Here is a 19,916-nt window from a genome sequence, read left to right as displayed (position 1 = left end):
GAATCAGTTTGCCATTTCATAATAACAGGTAAATACCAGTTTCACAGGCGTATTAGTACCGTTTTCATTATAGTAAGAAGGCGGCATTTCAATAGCTAATACGTTAGTCGCCCCAATGTTATAATTCCAGGGTAAACCTAACCTGACAACATCCGGTGACAGAGGCTCTTTCTCCTTTTTTTTATACCATAAATGGCCATGGGTATCGGTAGCATATATGCCCGACTCAACACCATAATTATGTTCAATCCTACAATCATGCCCCTGGAAGACTATCCTTAGCGGTACAAATCCGCGTATCGACCGTATGGCATCGGCACCTGTCAGCACCTTTTCCTGCAGTAACCTCCGGTCTTGCTGAGAATATGTCTTTGTTTCCACCCTGGTAATCTTCCAATTACCTGCCAGTACTCCCCCAACCGAACTACTATCCTGCGCCTGCAGTTTCCCTGCAAAAAACAATACGATAACTATTAAAATATGACGTATATACATAACTGATAGTTTCACTTTTAATAAACACATTCTTTTACTGATTTCATGACATCTTCTACATGCCAGTTCTGTTTGAACTCTGTTACCGAAGCATTAATAATATTCCGGGTCTTATCAATTACCAATTCGTAGTTATTCCCGTTCTTCACTAACGGAGTCTTCATCATAGTAACGGATCCCACACTGGTGTTCAGGTTCTTACGCCCGGAAGTAATCACCTTCAGTGTCACATCTTCCCCGGTAAATGGCTTACCCTCTTTAGTGAGGAAATAAATATCAGGAGTATTCCCATTTAGCGCATTAGCGTCCACAGCCCATATTTTACTATTACTCGGGAATGTGGCTAAACCCGCAGGATCGCCAATACAAGGGTCGCCATACACGCGATTCCTGGAATAGATCAACATTTCATCACCAGAAACAAATAATTCATTTTGTTCTGCTGCAGAAAGGCCTGATATGATTTTTCCATTCCGGATATTCACACCAGCCACCGTTGTCTGGATATTCTTATATGCGCCTCCCATACCATCATATGCCCAAGCCGCCGGGTAGCTGAACTGGTAAATAGAATCCCCAAACTCATTCTGAGTAGCTGTTAACAACACTTCACCGGTTTCACTGTCATACAATAAATTCCGGGTGATTACTTTACTTCCTTTATCCACCACTTCTATACGGTCTAAAATACCCTGACGATTAATTACTTTAGTAGTAGCTACCGATTTGAATATATTTTCCTCGTTCCGCGGATAACCAAAATATACAGGAATGTATATGAGATAAACTCCTATCACAAACCCATCTGTATTAATACTCCTATCTGAACTGTGCGTACGGAATGTTTGTTGACGCATATCCATCATGAGCTCTATATTCTTTCCGACAATCGCTGCTGTGTCAATTTCTCCCTTAGCATTAATAGTAGTAACCGTGTTGCGCAAATGCTTGATCTCCGATGAATCATTATCTACACGATAGTAATAGGTAGTGGATGCAATAGGGTCTTTACCCGATTCCGCGAAAGTAGACTTTGATCTGACCTTACCATGCATATCGTTCAATTCTATCTTAAAGCCCTGTGTAATAGCCATATGATACTTCGCGTCGATTTTCAGAAAATTCTGGAAGCCTGGCTTATACCTAAATTTCGATTCGTCACCCAACTCGGAAGTCTCCACAATTGTCGGGAACTCATAAGCAGTATAAAAACAGGTTTCTTCACTTCCATTAGCAGAACGTGTGTTCTTTGTGTTGATAGACCGCGTAGTTACTTTGGCATAACCGACACTCGGTGCCGGGAAGAATCCCTCACCCAAAGGATTCTCTACATAACTGGTAAATACAGGTGCCAAATGCCCTGCCTGCTCGGAATAAATATTAGGCGTATGGAACGGATTTTCTTCGCCCCCTAAAATAGGTTCATAAATAGCCACCCCACTACTGATTTCCTCATCTTTTCCATCAATCTTTTTGACAGTGGTGTATTTATACTCAGTACCATATACCGATTCCTTTTTACCAGTCATCTTATTCCAGTGATCATAGATCAGCAACTTCTTCACCCGTAATCCACCTCCATATTTTTTATAATACGGGTCATTTAAGCGGGCATAGGAGCGACTAAGGTCTACTTCCTGCGCCCAGCCATCCTTCCGTGCATTTCTGTCAAATGAAATCAATTGCTTCAATGCACCGGTAGCCATATTTACTACCATCTTTATCGCTTCTCCCATATCCAGGTTCTCACCGGTATTGGATCCGGGAAATGCTTTAGAGGGAAGATTTAAACGCAGGAAGTGCATCGCTGCCTGAGCCAATGGGCTAAAGTCTCCCCCTTCATTGCCTTTCTTATTAACCGCACGCAATTTCACATAAATGATATTAGTGCCTGCAATAAAGCCATAGTCTGACTGATCAATAAAACCATAGCAAGGCACATATTCATTTCCACTTCCGAAATCATCCGATGGCATTTTTACATTCAGCCTGAAAAACAGTGTATCGTGCAACTCTGATAAATACCTGCTGCGGACTTCTTCCTTAGATGTCACCCTTCTGGGAACATTAAATGCTACATACAGGTTATCATACTTCCAATCCAAACCACGCTCATATAAATGGTTGGAAAGGTCTCCTACTGCACCAGGCGCTCTATCCGAGAATCCGGCAATATTGATCATTTTTGCTGCCCGACGGTTTTGTACATATGCGTAATCATCTCCCTCATATATTACCTTAATCCTTCCTCCGGATGGAAGTTTAATAGAATCTAATGTCCATGCGCCGACATTGGCAGCTGCTAGTGCACTATCCTGCAAAGCATAAGGATACTCAGGATTAGTCATCGGCTTTCCATCACTACCCATGGGGTTTTGAGAAGCAGGTTTATACTCACCCCACCGATCATAAGATTTGGCAGCGTATGCCGGGTTAAGCTTATTATAGTTAAAGACATAAGCGTTTTGCTGCGCCCTTTTAGGATTATTTTTACTCTCATTCCCGTTATAAGAGAACCATACTTTTTTAAGCGTCAGCTTTCCTGAGTCGCTTTCCGGCGCATTGACACCCGGGCATAATTCATAACTATATTCAAAATGAACGGTTTTTACCGGTTTTGCAGCAGTTGCACTCTTCATGTAATCTGCTTTTACATACAGATTTATTTCCTTCAGGCGCTTTGCCTGGTGTGTATTACGTATCTTATTTCCTTGTTCGTCAATGGGCAATAAGTCCTCCCTGTCTTCCAGGGTAAACGTGGCCACCATGTTTTTAGATTCAATGGAGTTTAAATACCACAGTTCCTTTTCTCCATATACATAACTACCCTTATCATCATAGTTTTCTGTCTTAAAGCCTTCACTATATGTGGCATTCCTGGTATAAGGTGTTCTCCATTTATAAGGATTACCCTGACCGGCTGTTTTCGTATAATTAAACTTAACCGCATTACCCGCGTCATCATCGGTAATACCATCCCCCGTTAAATCCACATAGTCAGGCGATACCACTCCTGTTAACAGGAAAGAGTGGGCATAAGCAGGTGTTTCTTCTGAAACAAAATAATGATCATTACCACTTGAATTGGTTACATCATCTTCCCTGGGATTATTAGGTGTGGAGACAGCATTATAGGATACGGTACCTTCCTCTGCATTTCCATTCTCATGCTTTACTGAAAAGGTTACCTCTTTTTCTTTCAGGTTATAAACCGGTAAGCCATATACGTACTTCTTACCATCATTATTTAACACATCGATTTCAGAAAGGTGGTGAGGTTTGCGAATGCTGTCCATCCGTTCTTCCTTGGTCAGTTTCCCCGGTATTATGGTGTACGAAAAAACCTTGATTGGTTGGTAGATGTCATTAGGAACAACTGATTTGTTCCCATAATATACATTCATTATCATCACGGCACTACGGGTCGCGTTGTAATACTCTACAACAATATCATAGGTATTATCTTTCTCCAGGTTGACATTAAACCCACTTTGTATTGGTTTTGGAATATCTTTGTTATAATCCCAATCTTTATCCGGCGTAAACCTTTTGCCGTTAATAGTTATCCGGACACCATCATCCACTTTATAGTCAAAATAATATACTCCTGTTGCAGGTGCTTTTAGCTTCCCTGTCCAACGACAGGAAAGATGGTTTACATTGCTAAAACCTGTACCGTTAGTTAACGCATCAGGATCATCTTCTCCTTTCGGGTGATAAATAGAAGGAGCTATCATTGTATTCCGCCGTCCTCCATTTTCCTCTCCAAACCATTCGTTCTGAAAATTCTCCCTGATATACCCATGCTTTCCCTCTGGTGCACCCGAAAAATATGTAACACAATTATTAAACACATACTGATTCTCTCCATAATTCTCAATCAGCTTTGAAAGTCCCGTTAAACTGGCTTCCTCCGCTGTGAGATAGGAAATCACCTGGGTTCTTTTACTTCTTTCCTGGTTGGCTGCATTAATATTATTAAAGGGTAGCTTTCCTATCAGTTTGCCTCCTTTATATCTCCATAAATTATCTGTAGTAGAAATATTAGGCGTATTATTACCTGTCATCTCTGCAAATACCACATCATCTCCTCCCAACATCTCATAATAGGTTTTAGGCTGCGCAGTCATTTCACCCGGATTCCTGAAATGAACGGCTTCATATTGCTTCTTTGACGCAGTGAAAGCAATGTCCTTCGCGAGCGGATTATTCTCTACCCAGGCGCCATTAACAGTGGTAGAATGCGTCTCCGTTAAATCTACACCCGCGTGCCACGCATTCCCTAAACCAACTTCCGCACCAAGACTGGCAGAGGTGCTTTTTGTAGACATAAAGTGATCATACACATATCCAATATCATTGCGGTAGGCACGAAACATTCCGCCCGTTCCCTCGCCTGAAATAGAAAATACATCACTCGTATATGCAGGTATCGCAATATTCTTGATACCTTCTTTGATAGGCATCTCCCGCTCCCGGTTGTAATCCATCAAAGCATTTACATTTCCGGCTCCATTATAATAATAGAGATAACCAAATGCCGGTAAAGTCAACGTTTTGTCCGCATCTGCAATATATTGACGCACCTGGTATCCTGAAGCAAATCCCTGCGGGTGAAGACCGTTTACCTCTCCTCCTAACGCAAACTTACCAGTATACATTTCGCTGGTATAAGGAATACTCATGGCTGGAATTGAACCAGGGTATGCATAAGAAATACTGGCAGAAAAAAGGTTCTCCTTCGTAGTAAATCGCCCATATCGGGGTATTCCTTCTATTAGGCTCTTTTTATAATAAGTTCTATACTTGCTAACCCCACCAGAATATTGCAACGCCTTCAAACCGCTACGCGTATTAAACGTAAGTGAAGTGCTTATTTTCCCGCTGTAAACGTTTTTAACATCAGAATCCTTCTGACTCAGGGTAACATCCAGACTGGGGCTGATAGACAGTCCTTCTTCCTGAGAGTTCATGCCTAATCCTAAGCCAGCCGTTAGACTTCCTGCACCTTTAGCACTTACACCAATACTTGGCGAAATACTCGCTTCCATTCCCCACCCTCTGTAGGTGTTTTTAAAGACACCTACAGAGGCGCTAAGACTAAAATCGGCTGAAGCACCCAGTGACTTCAGGTCAAGACCAAAAAGTTCAAACGTTGCCCCACCCGTACCACCGGAAGTTTTATTCTCCTTAATGTTCATTCTTTTTGTGATCTGGTCCGATCCATTGAAATCATCCGGTAATCCCCTCACATTCCTTGTAATCGTACCCGGATTAATATTCCATCCCAACCCGGTCCAACTGGCTTCCTGGTCCATCGTAATCCCGCTGCTGTACCCTAACGACAACGGATACCCGTCTACATCCAACAAAGGAATATTATAAGCGAAATTGCCTGAAAACAAATCTACCATGTTGTCGCTGTTTACAGAATGGAATGTTTCCATTTCCGGCTGGGTTGGGCCACCGGTACCTTTCGGCGGCATGGCAGATGCTGCCTTCGCAGGTAACGGTGCCGGCCGCGGACTCACCTTAGCAGGATCTGCTACCGGCATTACAGCTACCGGCTTAACTGCCGGCACACCCGCACCAACCCTATAAACAGTCCGCCTGCTACCCAGCGCATACGCTGGCACCACTGCTTCCAAATAAATTAACGCCAACATCACGCATGCAATCGTCTTCTTACCCTTTGCTGCAAAAGCCAGTATCATTTCAACGTAATTTTATAGGTCTTACTATTAATCTTCTTTCGTGTAAATAAATTTCACCTGCCAGTATTCTTCTCTGGAGTTCTGCAGGCGGAACAGGTATAGCTGGCCAGTATGCAGGCCCCGTCTCTTCTCCAAAGGAACATCCAGGTAGTTAGTCCCTCTGCGGACGGCCAACTTGCCTGAATACACCACTTTATTACTATTGTCCAGTGATATCAGTTCATAGGCGATAGTACTATCAGCGGTTTCATTATTATACCCCACCTGCAGTGAACGGCTGCCATTCATCACCGAACCATCCAGTTCTTTACGTAGTTGTACATAAGCACCGTGCTCCCGGTCTGCACTATTACCATTCCCTTTTACCCGGAACGTCCATACTTCTGTTTGAGCAGCAAATAAATTTCCATTCCGCGCTATCACTGACCAGGCATACGTATTGGCAGTATCCAGCTGTACTGCGCCAGATGGATAATTCACGAAAATATTTTTCAGCCGTGGTACCCGTAATACCGGGATATTTTGCTGTATCGCTTCCTCCGGCGATTGGCCATTATGCACTTCCGTGAGTATCATTTCATAATTAAGATCGCTGAACATATTCAGTGGTGCGGGTGGCAACCAGGTAAACTGAGGTAAAAATGTAAGCAGCTCGCTTTGGTGAGCAGGACTATTCAGTAACGGCGGACTTACCGGCTCACTTACAAATGGAATACAATCTTCTCCCGGTTGATTGCCGTCTTTATCTCCTGCTACAACCAGGCTGTAACAGGCGAGGTAATTACCGGCAGCCAGGAATCCATTCACACTGCGGTCAATTGCCGGTGAAAGATATTCATATTGTATAGGCATCAAATCCCCCGCCTGCAATTGCCGGGCACCTTTGGTCAATGGAATATCGCGGGTAATGCCTGTTAATACAGGCTGATTGGTACGGGCATCCATTAAACGCATGGTTATCCGCACATTTACGGAGCGTTCATAGGCAGACACCAATACAACATTCCACAGTTGCGCCTTTAACAATACACCTGCAGGTGGTAATTGTACGGTCATACTAACTTGTGCGCCTACACGAATGCAGCACAACATCATTAGCAGGAATAGGGATCTTTTCATATTAAACACTTAAAAAATTCTGGTATAGGTTAATCGCCCGGTTTTATTAGGGACTAACTGTTTATTTACACCGGGTACAAAGCCCTTATCGCCCATCACTGTTATTTCTCCAATCTTAGGAATATTTAACCTTGCATTGGCCGTATAACCCAGTTGCCGCAACTCAAACACAGTTTGATAATTATACTTTAATCCGCCTCCCACTTCCAGCCATTTCAGCATCCTGTATTGCACATTGCCATCCGCACCATATATGGCATAATCTGAAGTGGTAGCCAGGGATCCGCCTCCGTTCAGCGTGAATTTTCCCAGGAAAACGGTTTGATTCAATAATAAATTGGTGCTATTGAAATACACGAAATTGCTATCTGTCTGATGATTATAAAACCGGGTACCGGAAAACATTGTATTCATCCCGATTCCCTTATACTGATAAAAGTAACTACCAGTACCCACCAAGGTATAATAGAGATTCTCCATGAACCGGTCTTCACTCAGCTTCATCAACTGCGATGAAGGGAAATAACCCACAGATAATACCGGCCACTTCTTACGACGGAAAGTAGCTTGTATGCTCTTAAAAACAGTGTTACTCCGATAGCTGGAATTCTCAAAAACACTGGTATAAACATTCTGTCTCACAGATCCGGTGAGCGTCAGTTGCTGCTTAAAAAGCGGTTGGGTTACCTGTACCATCCACGCACGCTGCGCTGAGCCGGTAGCATATAAACTAAACGATTGAAAATTGGCGCCCATCTGCTTATACATTCCAGTAATACGTGTAGCCGTACGCGGTAAAAATGAAAAAGTACTGATCGCATAGGCTTCATTACTATGATCACCAAATCCAACCATGCTGCTGCCCAGCCCTTCATGATTAACACTCCGGGCATAATAGGGCAAAGACGATTTTGCCAGCTCACCTATTACGTAGTTATTCCTATTCAACTGGTAACGGCCTTCAAGCGATAACCCCATGATTTTGTAATCCGGCGTGCTCGTATTTCCTCCGGCTGGTGGAGTAGTATTGAAATTATAGACCTGTTTTTTACCGAAATAATAAGAAAGAATAACGTGATTCCCTTCTTTCAAACCCTTACCCACCCGCACCATGTTCAGATACTGCCTGGTTCTGTTCTCATTCACAATAAAATCCCGGAAACGATAGTCTACCGCACCGGTAGCAAAGGCAAGATACCAGGATGGATTCAACTCCGCCTGTACGCCCATAATACTGATGTTCTTCGCAGTGAGTTCCGAATAATCAACCATCGTACGGCCCAGCCCCACTGATCTGATAGCGAGTAAGGTTTTATATCCTTTAGGTAAAATAGAATCCGGAAGGTGAAGGGATTCAAGGTTCTCTGACAACTCCTGATTGTTTCTGCTATGCTGCAAAGCATCCATCAGGGAGCCTTTACGCGCATTATATGCTTTTTCTTTTTTCTGATAAAGCTGTTCATTGGCGGCAAATGCTGCTTGCAGAGAATCCAGCAATGCCTTTTTCTCATCATACTCTTTTCTGAAACGTATAGCCAAGCTATCCTTCCAGCTCAGTTTCTCATTAAGCCCTTCCGGTAAATTCAGTGAAGGTACCTTTCCCATCTTTGCTAACTGCGACAAGGAATCGTTTAGCCGTAACTGATACTCCCGCTCTTTGGCTTCTACCATTCGCTGCACCTGGGCTGGAGAGTTAAACCAGGCTTTTAGTTTATTAATATCGTTCCAATCGTAGTCTAATTTTTGCTTCAATTGATCTAAAGCTACTTTTTGCTTCAGCTTGCCCGCATCCCAACCCTTCGCTTTTGCCAGTAACATATTCTTAAAATCCTGGCTGGTATATTGAAAATTAACACCGGTAATATTCCGGAAGAGACGCGAGTTTCCTTTACTGGTGCTAAATGCGAGATGAAGCGGGTACTGGTCTTTCACCGTAATGTCTAATACCGTTTGCAGCGTGTGCTGGTAGATGTCCCGTTCCAGGTAAGGGGTGTCTGCATTGGACTGGTAATACCCATCGTAGGTTACATTGCCATGCACTACCAGCAATGGTTTACGTGTAGCCGCTACCGGTATACTCTCCACATGTTTTCTGCGGATTACCTGGTAATGGGTATCACCCGGGGGAGATGCATACAGCACCACCAACACCGGTAGCTTCATTTTACACCCCGTATGTATATAGTAATAGCTGGTGTCTGACGCTCTACCGTTGTTTCCGGGTAGATGCATCTGTGCATCGCTATCATAGGAGAGAAAAAGGGATACAATCACTAATATCAGGGAAACACTTCTCAAGACAACGATTTACTGGTGACAGTACAGGTTAACGTATAGGCATAAGTATTCACGGGATTTCATTTTATATCATTACAAATATATAACTAATATCAATATTAAAAACGACTAAAAATCTAATTAATAATATACCACACTGTACCACTACTCTGTATCTGCACACTTTTCAGGTAAGTATTAAACACAAAAGACGCCCCATTCTCTATCAAATCCGCTCCCTGCGCCTGGATAGTAATATTGAAAGTGTTGTTGGATATCTTCTTAATGTTATAAATTCTTCCTTTATTGCTGGCTGCAGCAGGCAGGTTAACGGTAACGGCTGCACTGTTGTTGATAATTGTTGTATAGTCATTTTGCCCCAGGGTAACGCTGCTTGAAATAACGTTGATCGGCGCAATCCCGATAACCGGCGATTTCAATTTCACAACACCATTGGCATCTGTAGTTAAGATACTATCCCCGCTGGCATTATTCTTTACATTGGCAATTCTTAATGCGCCATTTACATCCAGCTGCGCAACTGGTGTTGTAGTACCAATTCCTACATAGCCGGTGCTGCCAACGATACGCATACGTTCACCATACACTTTATCTCCTGTTCGCTGTCCGATCACGATATTACCCTGGTAAGTAGTTCCGGGAGTAGTAACGAGCCCTAAATAAGCGGATTGGTAAAGCCCTGCGCCGTTAATCCCTTGCATGCAAACACCTGAATAAATACTATCAGCACCAACTGTATTATATAGCCCAAGCATAGTCCCCAGCGGATAGCTTTCTCTTACATATTGCGGCATATACTTTACATTAACAGTATCCGAAACACTTAATTTAAATGGCGCGGCAGGCATATTAATGCCGACATTTCCTACTGTTCTGAGACCTTCACTCATAGTAACAATACCCGAAGCCCGCTCAATAGTGATCACATTGGCCACAAACGTTCCGGAATCACTATATCTTGCCAAACGAAAATCGGATCCTTTATTACCAGTTCCAGTCTCTGCGTTGTACAGAAAAGTAGCCCAACGGGAAGTACTTCCTCCCGGCTTTAACATCACGGTATGTGGCGAATTAATGGTATTATTTGTCATGAAAGCCCCTGCCCTCCCCGTTCCTGATATCCAAAAACTAGATAACGGCTGTGATACCGCAGACTGCTGCCAGATATACAAAGAATCTCCACTCCCTTTCACCAGTGGAGATAACGCCAACGTATCTTGTCCAACAATTGCCAATGCATTATTGACTGCCTTTAACTGCAGTCGACGGAATTCTGTACGTCCATTTGCCTTATTGAAAAGAAATCCCGACACATTTTGTGTACGATTCTCGAGGATCAATTCAGCAGTGTCGCAGCTGTTGTAAATTCTGACGCTGTCGGCTTTGATCTGGTAAACATTTTGAGCAGTACTGCTGATAACAAAGAAAACCAGCACCAGGGCTGAAAGAAAACACTTCATAGGAATAGGCTACTAAATAACAATACAACTATCAGGGCTATATTAATGACAGAACAAGGTGATCAGTTATGATGATGAAAACCTCGTTAACCCATGCAAGCTAATACAACTTTATCAAATAGTTTATCTGACTAAAACATTTTTTTTTGAAAAATAACTGGTCACACGCCACCGGATTTTTTTTTATCTTGTTCCATCCCTCATCACAATACAAACACATGAACATGAAATATTTAAAGAAAGCCTGGGGCTTGTTGTTGCTGCTGGCAACCAACAGCTATGCACAGCAGCAACGGCCGAATATCATCTTTATCTTCTCAGACGATCATGCCTACCAGGCGATCAGCGCCTATGGCAGTAAACTGGTACAAACACCCAATATTGACCGTATCGCCAAACAGGGCGCTATCTTCAAAAATGCACTGGTGACCAACTCCATTTGCGGCCCCAGCAGAGCCACATTACTTACCGGCAAGTATAGTCACATTAATGGCTATACGCTGAATGAGAAAAAGTTTGACGTGGAACAACAACTCTTCCCGGCGCTACTACAACAAAACGGCTACCAGACAGCCTGGATCGGCAAATGGCATCTCGGCAACCTGCCTAAAGGATTCGATTACTGGCGCATCCTCAACAGCCAGGGTCAATACTTCAACCCGGATATCATCGGCCCCGGCGATACCACCCGCATGCCAGGCTATGTTACCAATATCATCACGTCGCTGTCGCTCAACTGGCTGAATAACCGCGATACTTCGAAACCCTTCTTCCTCGTAGTAGGCGAAAAAGCCACCCACCGCGAATGGCTACCCGATATTCAAGACCTTGGCGCCTATGACAACAAAACATTCCCACTGCCACCTACTTTTAAAGACAAGTATAAAAACCGCCTGGCCGCGCAAAACCAGGACATGACCATCGATAAAACCATGCGCCTCAAAGAAGACCTGAAAGTACACGCGAACTACGAAAAAGGTATCTATGGCCGCTTCTCCCCGGAACAAAAAAAGGCGTATATCGACTACTACGAAAACAAAATCAGCAAAGAATTCGATGCACTGCACCTTTCCGGCGATGCACTCGTGGAATGGAAATATCAACGCTACCTGAAAGACTACCTCGCCACCGCTAAGTCGCTCGACCGCAACATCGGACAACTGCTGGACTACCTAGATAAGTCCGGCCTGTCGAAAAATACCGTAGTTGTGTATGCCTCGGATCAGGGATTCTACCTCGGCGAACATGGCTGGTTTGATAAACGTTTTATCTACGAAGAATCCCTTCGTACGCCCTTTGTCATCAAATATCCCGGTGTAGTAAAACCAGGCACCACCATCAACCAGCTAATGCTGAATATCGACTGGGCTCCTACCTTCCTGCAGATGGCCGGCGTAAAAGTTCCCGCAGATATACAAGGCACCTCCTTCCTGCCCCTGCTGAAAAACGATCCGGCAAAAGCAAACTGGAGAAAAGAAGCATATTATCATTATTATGAATTCCCTGAACCACATCATGTGTATCCGCATTTCGGCATCCGCACGGAAAGGTATACCCTGGTGCACTTCTATGGTGAGTCTAACAGCTGGGAATTGTACGATCTGCAACAGGATCCACATGAAGTCAATAATCTCTACGGACAAAAAAAATACGAAGCACTGATCGCCGGTTTAAAAGATAAAATGAAAAAACTGATGATCACTTACAAAGACACAGAGGCACTGAAAATACTGGCTCAGGACTAAACACTTTTGGCGGGATGACGTTGCCCCGGCTTTTTTATCAGCCAGGGTAATACCATCCCTCCAAATCTTTTGACAATTAAGCCAAAAGGGCTATTTTTGCCCCCTGATTGCAGCATTTACTGGTGAGCTGCAGGCTTGAAAGTGCGTATGAAAAATATTTCTTTAAGTTGTTGATAAATAAGAAATTAAAAACTTAAGGAACCGCATCAGCAACGATGCGGTTTTTTTTATGCGGCATTTAATCATTTACGATTATTATTTAAATATGAAGACATACTTCCGGCTTTTATCATTTGCTAAACCAATTAACAAATACGCTATCCCCTATATCATCTGCACATTGCTGGCGGTATTATTCAGTACCCTGAATCTGGCCCTGCTGGCTCCTTTACTTGACACCTTATTTACTAAAACAGCCTCCACGGAAGTAGCTCCAATGCCGGATAGTTACTTCAAAATATTTGAAGTTTTCAGACACTACACCACATTTGTATCGCACGAATACGGAAGGCTGATGAGTTTGCAATTTGTATGCGCAGTTATCGGCATCTCTGTATTACTGGGAAATGTGTTCCGTTACTTTGCAGAACGTACCATGGAAAGCCTGCGGATCCAGACCTTACTGAACCTGCGCAAAAGTGTATTCAATAATGTCATGAACCTTCATCTGGGCTATTTCAGTAATGAAAGAAAGGGAGATATCATCTCTAAAATCGCTTCCGATGTACAGGTAGTACAATATACAGTAACAGGCACGCTGCAGGTATTATTTAAAGAACCCGCCACCCTCATCTCATTCCTCGTGATGCTGTTCCTGATCTCTTATAAATTAACGCTGATCTCTATGCTGGTAATTCCGGTAGCCGGACTCATTATCAGCAGGATTGTCAGAAAGCTGAAAGCACAGGCCTCCGCTTCTCAGGAAACCTATGGTGTAATGATTAGTTACCTGGATGAAGCACTACACGGTATCCGCATTGTAAAAGCATTCAATGCGGTAAATTTTATAACGGATCGATTCGACAAACAAAACCGCAAGTACTCAAAGATTTCCCGCGACATGGCTAAAAGGCAACAAATGGCATCGCCTGTGTCAGAAACCCTGGGAGTATTAATGGTGGCAGGTATCGTATTATATGGTGGTTCACTGATTATTAATAACCAGGGAGAGATGGACGGATCTACCTTTATCGTGTATATTGCACTCTTCTCCCAGGTCATGCGTCCGGCCAAGGCTATTTCCACCGCTTTCACCGGTATCCACACCGGTATTGCTGCAGGTGAAAGGGTGTTAAGCCTGATAGACGAAAAATCACAAGTCATGAACGCACCGGATGCAACTGTTCTCACCAGTTTCGAAGACAATATCCGGTTCGAGCATGTATCGTTTTCCTATTCCGATAAAACCATTCTCAATAATATTAATCTCACTATCCCCAAAGGCAGCAACGTTGCGCTGGTAGGCCCTTCCGGTGGAGGTAAATCCACTTTGATGGACTTAATCCCCCGTTTTATGGATCCTCAGCAAGGCAGTGTGCTCATCGATGGCAAAAACCTGAAGTCTGTTACAATGGAATCTCTCCGTGCCCTGATGGGTGTGGTGAACCAGGAGTCTATCCTCTTCAACGATACGATCTTTAATAACATCGCATTCGCCAAACCGGCAGCTACTGCTGCTGAAGTAGAAGCTGCGGCCAGGATAGCCAATGCGCATGAATTTATCATGAATACAGAAAACGGCTATGAAACGAACATCGGGGATAAAGGCTCTAAGCTGTCCGGTGGGCAACGTCAGCGTATCTGCATCGCCCGGGCGGTACTTTCCAATCCTCCATTGATGTTGCTGGATGAGGCAACTTCTGCACTGGATACTGAATCCGAGAAACTGGTACAGGAAGCCCTTAATAACCTCATGAAAAACCGCACTTCCCTGGTGATTGCACACCGGTTGAGCACCATTCAAAACGCAGATCTCATTATAGTGCTGGATAACGGCCAAATCGCCGAACAAGGCACCCACCAGCAACTTCTTAATAATGGTGGTATTTATAAACGCCTGATCGATATGCAAACATTTAATACCGATAAAGAAGAAGCTTAAAGCCGGAAATTATAAAAGAAAATGACCAGAGCGGGTAGTAATACCTTTACGCTCTGGTCATTTTCTTTTATAACTTCCGGCTTTATCTTTTATACTCCTTCAGTAGCCAGCTGGTGGTGGTAACCATTAGAGCAGTAAGCAATCTTTTGATTTAAAGTATCCAGGTAAACCCTGTAATTAATATTTTCGTGTACGCGTGAATTAAACGGATGATGCAAGTGGTAGCATACTGCTTTTAACTTCACTTTCTTCTGATAAAGACCAGAATTGATAAAACGGGCAGCCAGTTCTATATCTTCATGTCCCCAGCCCTTGAGTTCGTTATTATAACCATTTACCTTTAAAAAGTCCTCACGCCAGAAAGCACAATTACAGCCAATCCAGTTTCTCGAACGCTTTGTTTTCTTAATTACCAATGGGGCCAGAAATGGAATGCGAAGCGAGTTAATCCGGTTACGTACCCCTTTACTAAAGGTAGATACCGGCTCAAAACTACCGTTTACCAAACACCTCTTCGTTATTTCCTCCGGCAGCAATACCCTGCTACCACGGATATAATATCCCTTTTCTGCTTCACTGATATGATCTTTTATAAAAAGCTCATGCATCACAATGTCGCCGTCGATCTGAATAATATAGTCTGATGAAGTTCCGGTTATGGCCTGGTTAATGATAATCGTTTTTCGAAAACCTTCATCAGGATGCCAGAAATGCTTTACTGGGATGGACGTCTTTTGTCTGAAAGCATCTACAACAGCCCTGGTACTTTCTCCCGAGCCATCATCCGCAATGATCACCTCATCCGGGAGCACGGTTTGAACCAGTACACTTTCCAGCACCAGCTTTAGGGCTTCCGGCCAGTTGTATGTTGTAACAAGTAAGGCTACCGACACTCTTTCCTCCATATTAATTAAATATAAATTTAATGTTTAAAATGCTCACGTCGCTATCTTTCTATTTATATAACGCTCCTTTATAGCAATTTATTACGCAATATACCTCTCTATCGTGTGCCTGGATGATGCAGCTTTTCTCTTCATTTAGTCACGAAATGTGTAGGCTCATTCCGCTATAAATTAGTCAGTTATATTTAAGTTAGCTTATTACTTATAAACGTTTCAAGGATACAATAAGTTACAAGTTGCTACAGACTTTCAACAAAATTGTGCCAAACTGGCTATTTTAAAACTTATCATGACTTTTCTATGGCTAAAGGGTTTAAACGATAAAAACATAATAATTTTATGCAATTTATAACATAATTACCATAACCACATAATATTTTTTTATCATCATTCTCCCCCATCTACCTTCTTTACCAGCTCCTGCCTTACTGCCAATGGTACTTTATCCAGTAATTTATATTTGGTCAACTTTTCTATCTCCTCTATTGAAGTCAGGTAAGCCGACCATCTCGTATTCACATCATTCCGGTTCGGCGTATTCACCGCAATAATCCGGGTATTTTTATTAATACGCTTTAAGTCGTTACCTCCTTCAGGCAACACCACCATCACTTTCCAGATATGATCCGGTACATTCACGCGGTTATGATCGATTGCTTTCGCCGCCCCTTTGCTGCCAATACCGCCACGGCCATAGCTCCCCATAATCACATACACCTCGTTACCATCCATTACCAGTTCCCGCGTGTAGTCCTCCAGGTTCTTCCATAAATGCTGATTATGATTGGGCGCCTGCGGAACCATATTCGTCATCAGGAAGGTAGCTTCGTTAGCCGCCCTGGTGGCCGTACGATCACCGGAAGGACAATTATGCCCGCGGTCGAAACCACTACCTATGTAGCTGGCCTGGGATACCTGGTACCAGTTGCCAGGCAAGTCCGCGTCCGGCCTGAAGTCGTTGGCCCTGGCCATTTTCCCGAGATCCCGGCGCGACACGTGCCAGCTCACCCAATTAGGCGTTCCCTTCTCACTATTATAAGATAACCTGTAATATCCTTTATCCATCAGGTAATTGTTGGCCATCACTAACGACGCTACTGCGTTACTGGGATTACCCAACAACATATTATCATCATCTCCATCCGCAGGTTTAATAACAGGCGTACCAGTTTCCAGCTTTCCACCTGGCATTACCCGGAATACATCAAAGTTCAGCCTGCTGCTGCCTTTGTCCGTTTTCCTGATATCAAACCGGATAGTGCGGGTAGCTGCCACCGTAAATGTAGCTGTATGCAGCGTAGCAGATGTAACGCTCACGGCATCCCCTACACGAAAATAACTCTGCCCCTGGTTTACAGATGCCCATAATTCCCATTCTCCTTTTTCATCTGCACCATACAACGCGTACTTTAGTGTAACCGTCACCGTACCATTCACGGCAATATCAAAATTCATCCCCGCCATACCTGTATTACGGATACGCAACGCCTGATCACCGGCTTTATGATCTTCTTCCAGTCCACCGGTTACTGCATCCTTAAATTTCCAGGTACCACTGGATAACTCCACCGTTGCATTGTTGTAATTAGTTTTGGACCCTGCCTCAAAGTCTTCCGCCAGCAAAGGAGTAACATTACGTGGCTTGTCATTTTTTTTGTGAGATGTTTTCCGGGTAGTATGCTTCTCTTTAACAGGCTTATCTCCCGTGACTTTCCGGGAGCAGGTAGTCACCGCAAAAGCAGCGATAGACAGTATAACAACAACGGCTAAACTACTGAATCCTTGATTCTTCTTTTTCTTCTTCTTTTTTGGCATAGTAAATTCGAACGGCCGCGAAGATAATGGAAGAAATCAAAAAAAAACAAAGCAAAAAGCTATTGAGATGGACGTCATCCACCTCAATAGCTTTTCGCCTGGTGCCTTCTGCTTTATGCTCAATAAAACAACTGCGACAGCACATTTGCTGCGTCATTCACTTTGGGCTTCAGCCCCAGGAATTTGGTATACTGACTCAGCGTTAATAATGTTTTCAACTTCGAAAAAATTCCTTTTTGCAGGCCTCCGAATTTCGACGTATAGGCGCTGGGGTTAGATTGCTGTAACGGTAATATCGCTGCTTTCTTTTTCAGAAAACCTGTCAGCAGGTTCTGTACTTTCGGTTGCTGCGCAGCAGTGAGCGCCAATGAAGGTGTAAGCTGTCCCATAATACTGCTCGCAATACTGCCTACATTAAATGTACTACCAGTGGCTGCACTGCCAGCCGTTTTTTTAGCCTGGTCTAAAATACTTTGCGCCTGCACGGAGGCGATTCCCAAAAAACAAACACATGAAATGGCAAGAATGATTTTCTTCATGACAGGGGATTTTTTAAAATAGTGGATAATGGATATTGATGCTCAACTAAATATAACGAAATCTATTCAAAAGCGAAGTGGCCGGATTAAACAAAATATTGGCCCCAAAACGCAGATCGGCCAGCAAAGCGCAGCGTATTTTTGCGTCTCAAATCACAACTGCGATTTCCACGCACCATGTACAACGAGAGAATCAAAAAAACAGGGCTAGAAGACAGGGTCACAACTGCAGCAGCAGCAGCAGGATTATTCAGGGATAAAATGGTGGTGGCGTCCAGTGGTTTTACCAAAGCGGGCGACAGCAAAGCGGTATTAAAAGCGCTGGCAACGCGTGCTGCCTCAGATCCCCTCCAGATCACCCTGCTCACCGGCGCCTCCCTCGGCCACGGTACAGATGGACTCCTCACGGCGGCACACGTACTGCAAAAAAGAATGCCCTTCCAGGTAGATCCTATTCTCCGCCAGGGAATCAACAATGGTGAAGTGCTGTTCATTGATCAACACCTCGGCGAAAGCGCAGAAATCATCCACGAAAAAATTATTCCGGGCATCGATATCGCAATCATAGAAGCCCTGCTGATAAACGAAGATGGCAGCATTGTGCCCACTACTTCAGTAGGCAACTCCCCCACCTTCGCGGCAGCCGCCAATAAAATTATTGTGGAAATAAATACTTCGGTTCCCCTCTCACTGCAGGGCATACACGATATTTTTTCCGCCGGCACCTGGCCTGACAAACAGCTCATTCCAATAACGGAAACGGGCACACGCATCGGTACCAGCGCCATCCCGGTGGATCCCGCTAAAATTGCGGCCATCGTATTTACCGAAACAACCGATAGCCCTGCCGCCATCAATGAACGGGACGACAAAACACGCGCCATCGCCGCACACCTGCTGCAGTTCTTTGATCATGAAATAAAAAAGGGACGGCTCCTTCATTCCCTCAGACCTTTGCAGTCCGGCATTGGCAAGGTTGCCAATGCTGTGATGGAAGGCTTTATAGATGGCAACTTTCACCATCTCACCATGTATTCCGAGGTAATCCAGGACAGTGCCTTTAACCTGATAGATGCCGGCAAACTCAACTTTGCATCCGCCTCCTCTATCACAGTATCACAGGATTGTTACCACCGCGTATTCAGCAATTTTGAAAAATATAAGCCACACCTGGTATTACGGCCACAGGATATCAGTAACGCAGCAGAAGTAATACGCCGGCTGGGCGTTATCAGCATCAACACCGCTATTGAATGTGATATTTACGGCAACGTAAACTCTACACATATCGGTGGTACCCATATGATGAATGGAATCGGCGGCTCCAACGACTTCGCCCGGAACGCCTTCCTCAGCATCTTTGTTACACAGTCATCTTCCAAAGCCGGCGCCATCTCACACGTGGTACCAATGGCTTCACATATAGACAACACAGAACACGACGTAGACATTTTTGTAACAGAAAACGGGTTAGCCGATCTCCGTGGGCTTGCCCCACGGGAACGCGCCAAAGTATTGATAAATAACTGCGCACACGCCAGCTATCGTGATGAACTGAACGATTATTTTTCCAATGCCTGTAAAGCAGGGGGACAAACCCCTCACCTCTTACAGGAGGCCCTTAGCTGGCATGCCCGCTTTAAGGAAAACGGAACCATGCATTAGAACCATTTCCTGTGTAGTTTGATAGTGTGTGATGAATAAAAAGAAGCCGGGCCACCGGCT

General features: G+C 44.0%; 11 protein-coding genes. 3 read left to right on the top strand and 8 right to left on the bottom strand.

Features of this window, described 5'->3' with window-relative positions; translation table 11 throughout:
* Positions 1-3: 3 nt before the first annotated feature.
* From J7623_RS15910 to J7623_RS15890, 5 genes are all read right to left on the bottom strand, one after another.
* On the bottom strand, positions 4-495 hold the full coding sequence (locus J7623_RS15910; protein WP_291922022.1) for a hypothetical protein: 492 nt from the start codon (positions 493-495) through the stop codon (positions 4-6).
* A gap of 17 nt (positions 496-512) precedes the next feature.
* Positions 513-6,209, bottom strand: coding sequence for a PA14 domain-containing protein (locus J7623_RS15905; protein ID WP_291922019.1), 5,697 nt, complete (start codon positions 6,207-6,209; stop codon positions 513-515).
* A 27-nt stretch (positions 6,210-6,236) separates the two neighbouring features.
* The gene (locus J7623_RS15900) at positions 6,237-7,328 is read right to left on the bottom strand and encodes a hypothetical protein (protein ID WP_291922016.1); all 1,092 of its coding nucleotides are present in this window, start codon (positions 7,326-7,328) and stop codon (positions 6,237-6,239) included.
* Between the two features lie 9 nt (positions 7,329-7,337).
* Positions 7,338-9,626 (bottom strand): hypothetical protein, encoded by a 2,289-nt coding sequence (locus tag J7623_RS15895; RefSeq protein ID WP_291922014.1) that lies wholly within the window; start codon positions 9,624-9,626, stop codon positions 7,338-7,340.
* Positions 9,627-9,742: 116 nt separating this feature from the next.
* Positions 9,743-11,086 (bottom strand): hypothetical protein, encoded by a 1,344-nt coding sequence (locus J7623_RS15890; RefSeq protein ID WP_291922011.1) that lies wholly within the window; start codon positions 11,084-11,086, stop codon positions 9,743-9,745.
* 224 nt (positions 11,087-11,310) lie between these two features.
* On the opposite strand from J7623_RS15890, the gene J7623_RS15885 reads away from it, so the two are divergent.
* Both J7623_RS15885 and J7623_RS15880 read left to right on the top strand, forming a co-directional pair.
* On the top strand, positions 11,311-12,831 hold the full coding sequence (locus J7623_RS15885; RefSeq protein ID WP_291922008.1) for a sulfatase: 1,521 nt from the start codon (positions 11,311-11,313) through the stop codon (positions 12,829-12,831).
* 265 nt (positions 12,832-13,096) lie between these two features.
* Positions 13,097-14,932, top strand: coding sequence for an ABC transporter ATP-binding protein (locus tag J7623_RS15880; RefSeq protein WP_291922006.1), 1,836 nt, complete (start codon positions 13,097-13,099; stop codon positions 14,930-14,932).
* An 89-nt stretch (positions 14,933-15,021) separates the two neighbouring features.
* Here J7623_RS15880 and J7623_RS15875 read toward each other — a convergent pair whose 3' ends face one another.
* From J7623_RS15875 to J7623_RS15865, 3 genes are all read right to left on the bottom strand, one after another.
* Positions 15,022-15,837 (bottom strand): glycosyltransferase family 2 protein, encoded by an 816-nt coding sequence (locus J7623_RS15875; RefSeq protein ID WP_291922003.1) that lies wholly within the window; start codon positions 15,835-15,837, stop codon positions 15,022-15,024.
* Positions 15,838-16,224: 387 nt separating this feature from the next.
* Positions 16,225-17,652 carry a DNA/RNA non-specific endonuclease gene (locus tag J7623_RS15870; RefSeq protein ID WP_291922000.1) on the bottom strand — a complete coding sequence of 476 codons (1,428 nt, stop codon included), beginning with the start codon at positions 17,650-17,652 and terminating at the stop codon, positions 16,225-16,227.
* A gap of 119 nt (positions 17,653-17,771) precedes the next feature.
* Positions 17,772-18,191, bottom strand: a complete 420-nt coding sequence (locus J7623_RS15865; protein WP_291921996.1) for a hypothetical protein — start codon at positions 18,189-18,191, stop codon at positions 17,772-17,774.
* A gap of 177 nt (positions 18,192-18,368) precedes the next feature.
* Between J7623_RS15865 and J7623_RS15860 the strand changes: the two genes are divergently transcribed.
* Positions 18,369-19,856, top strand: a complete 1,488-nt coding sequence (locus tag J7623_RS15860; protein ID WP_291921993.1) for a succinate CoA transferase — start codon at positions 18,369-18,371, stop codon at positions 19,854-19,856.
* The last annotated feature ends 60 nt before the right edge of the window (positions 19,857-19,916 follow it).

It is taken from the genome of Chitinophaga sp. (assembly GCF_017745275.1).
In the GTDB taxonomy this organism is placed as follows: domain Bacteria; phylum Bacteroidota; class Bacteroidia; order Chitinophagales; family Chitinophagaceae; genus Chitinophaga.
The sequence above is the reverse complement of the archived record's forward strand: the minus strand, read 5'-3'. Positions and strand labels throughout refer to the sequence as shown.

Coding starts and splice junctions, on each gene's coding strand:
- J7623_RS15910 (WP_291922022.1), bottom strand. CDS start 495: ATGTATATACGTCATATTTTAATAGTTATCGTATTGTTTTTTGCAGGG.
- J7623_RS15905 (WP_291922019.1), bottom strand. CDS start 6,209: ATGATACTGGCTTTTGCAGCAAAGGGTAAGAAGACGATTGCATGCGTG.
- J7623_RS15900 (WP_291922016.1), bottom strand. CDS start 7,328: ATGAAAAGATCCCTATTCCTGCTAATGATGTTGTGCTGCATTCGTGTA.
- J7623_RS15890 (WP_291922011.1), bottom strand. CDS start 11,086: ATGAAGTGTTTTCTTTCAGCCCTGGTGCTGGTTTTCTTTGTTATCAGC.
- J7623_RS15885 (WP_291922008.1), top strand. CDS start 11,311: ATGAAATATTTAAAGAAAGCCTGGGGCTTGTTGTTGCTGCTGGCAACC.
- J7623_RS15880 (WP_291922006.1), top strand. CDS start 13,097: ATGAAGACATACTTCCGGCTTTTATCATTTGCTAAACCAATTAACAAA.
- J7623_RS15875 (WP_291922003.1), bottom strand. CDS start 15,837: ATGGAGGAAAGAGTGTCGGTAGCCTTACTTGTTACAACATACAACTGG.
- J7623_RS15870 (WP_291922000.1), bottom strand. CDS start 17,652: ATGCCAAAAAAGAAGAAGAAAAAGAAGAATCAAGGATTCAGTAGTTTA.
- J7623_RS15865 (WP_291921996.1), bottom strand. CDS start 18,191: ATGAAGAAAATCATTCTTGCCATTTCATGTGTTTGTTTTTTGGGAATC.
- J7623_RS15860 (WP_291921993.1), top strand. CDS start 18,369: ATGTACAACGAGAGAATCAAAAAAACAGGGCTAGAAGACAGGGTCACA.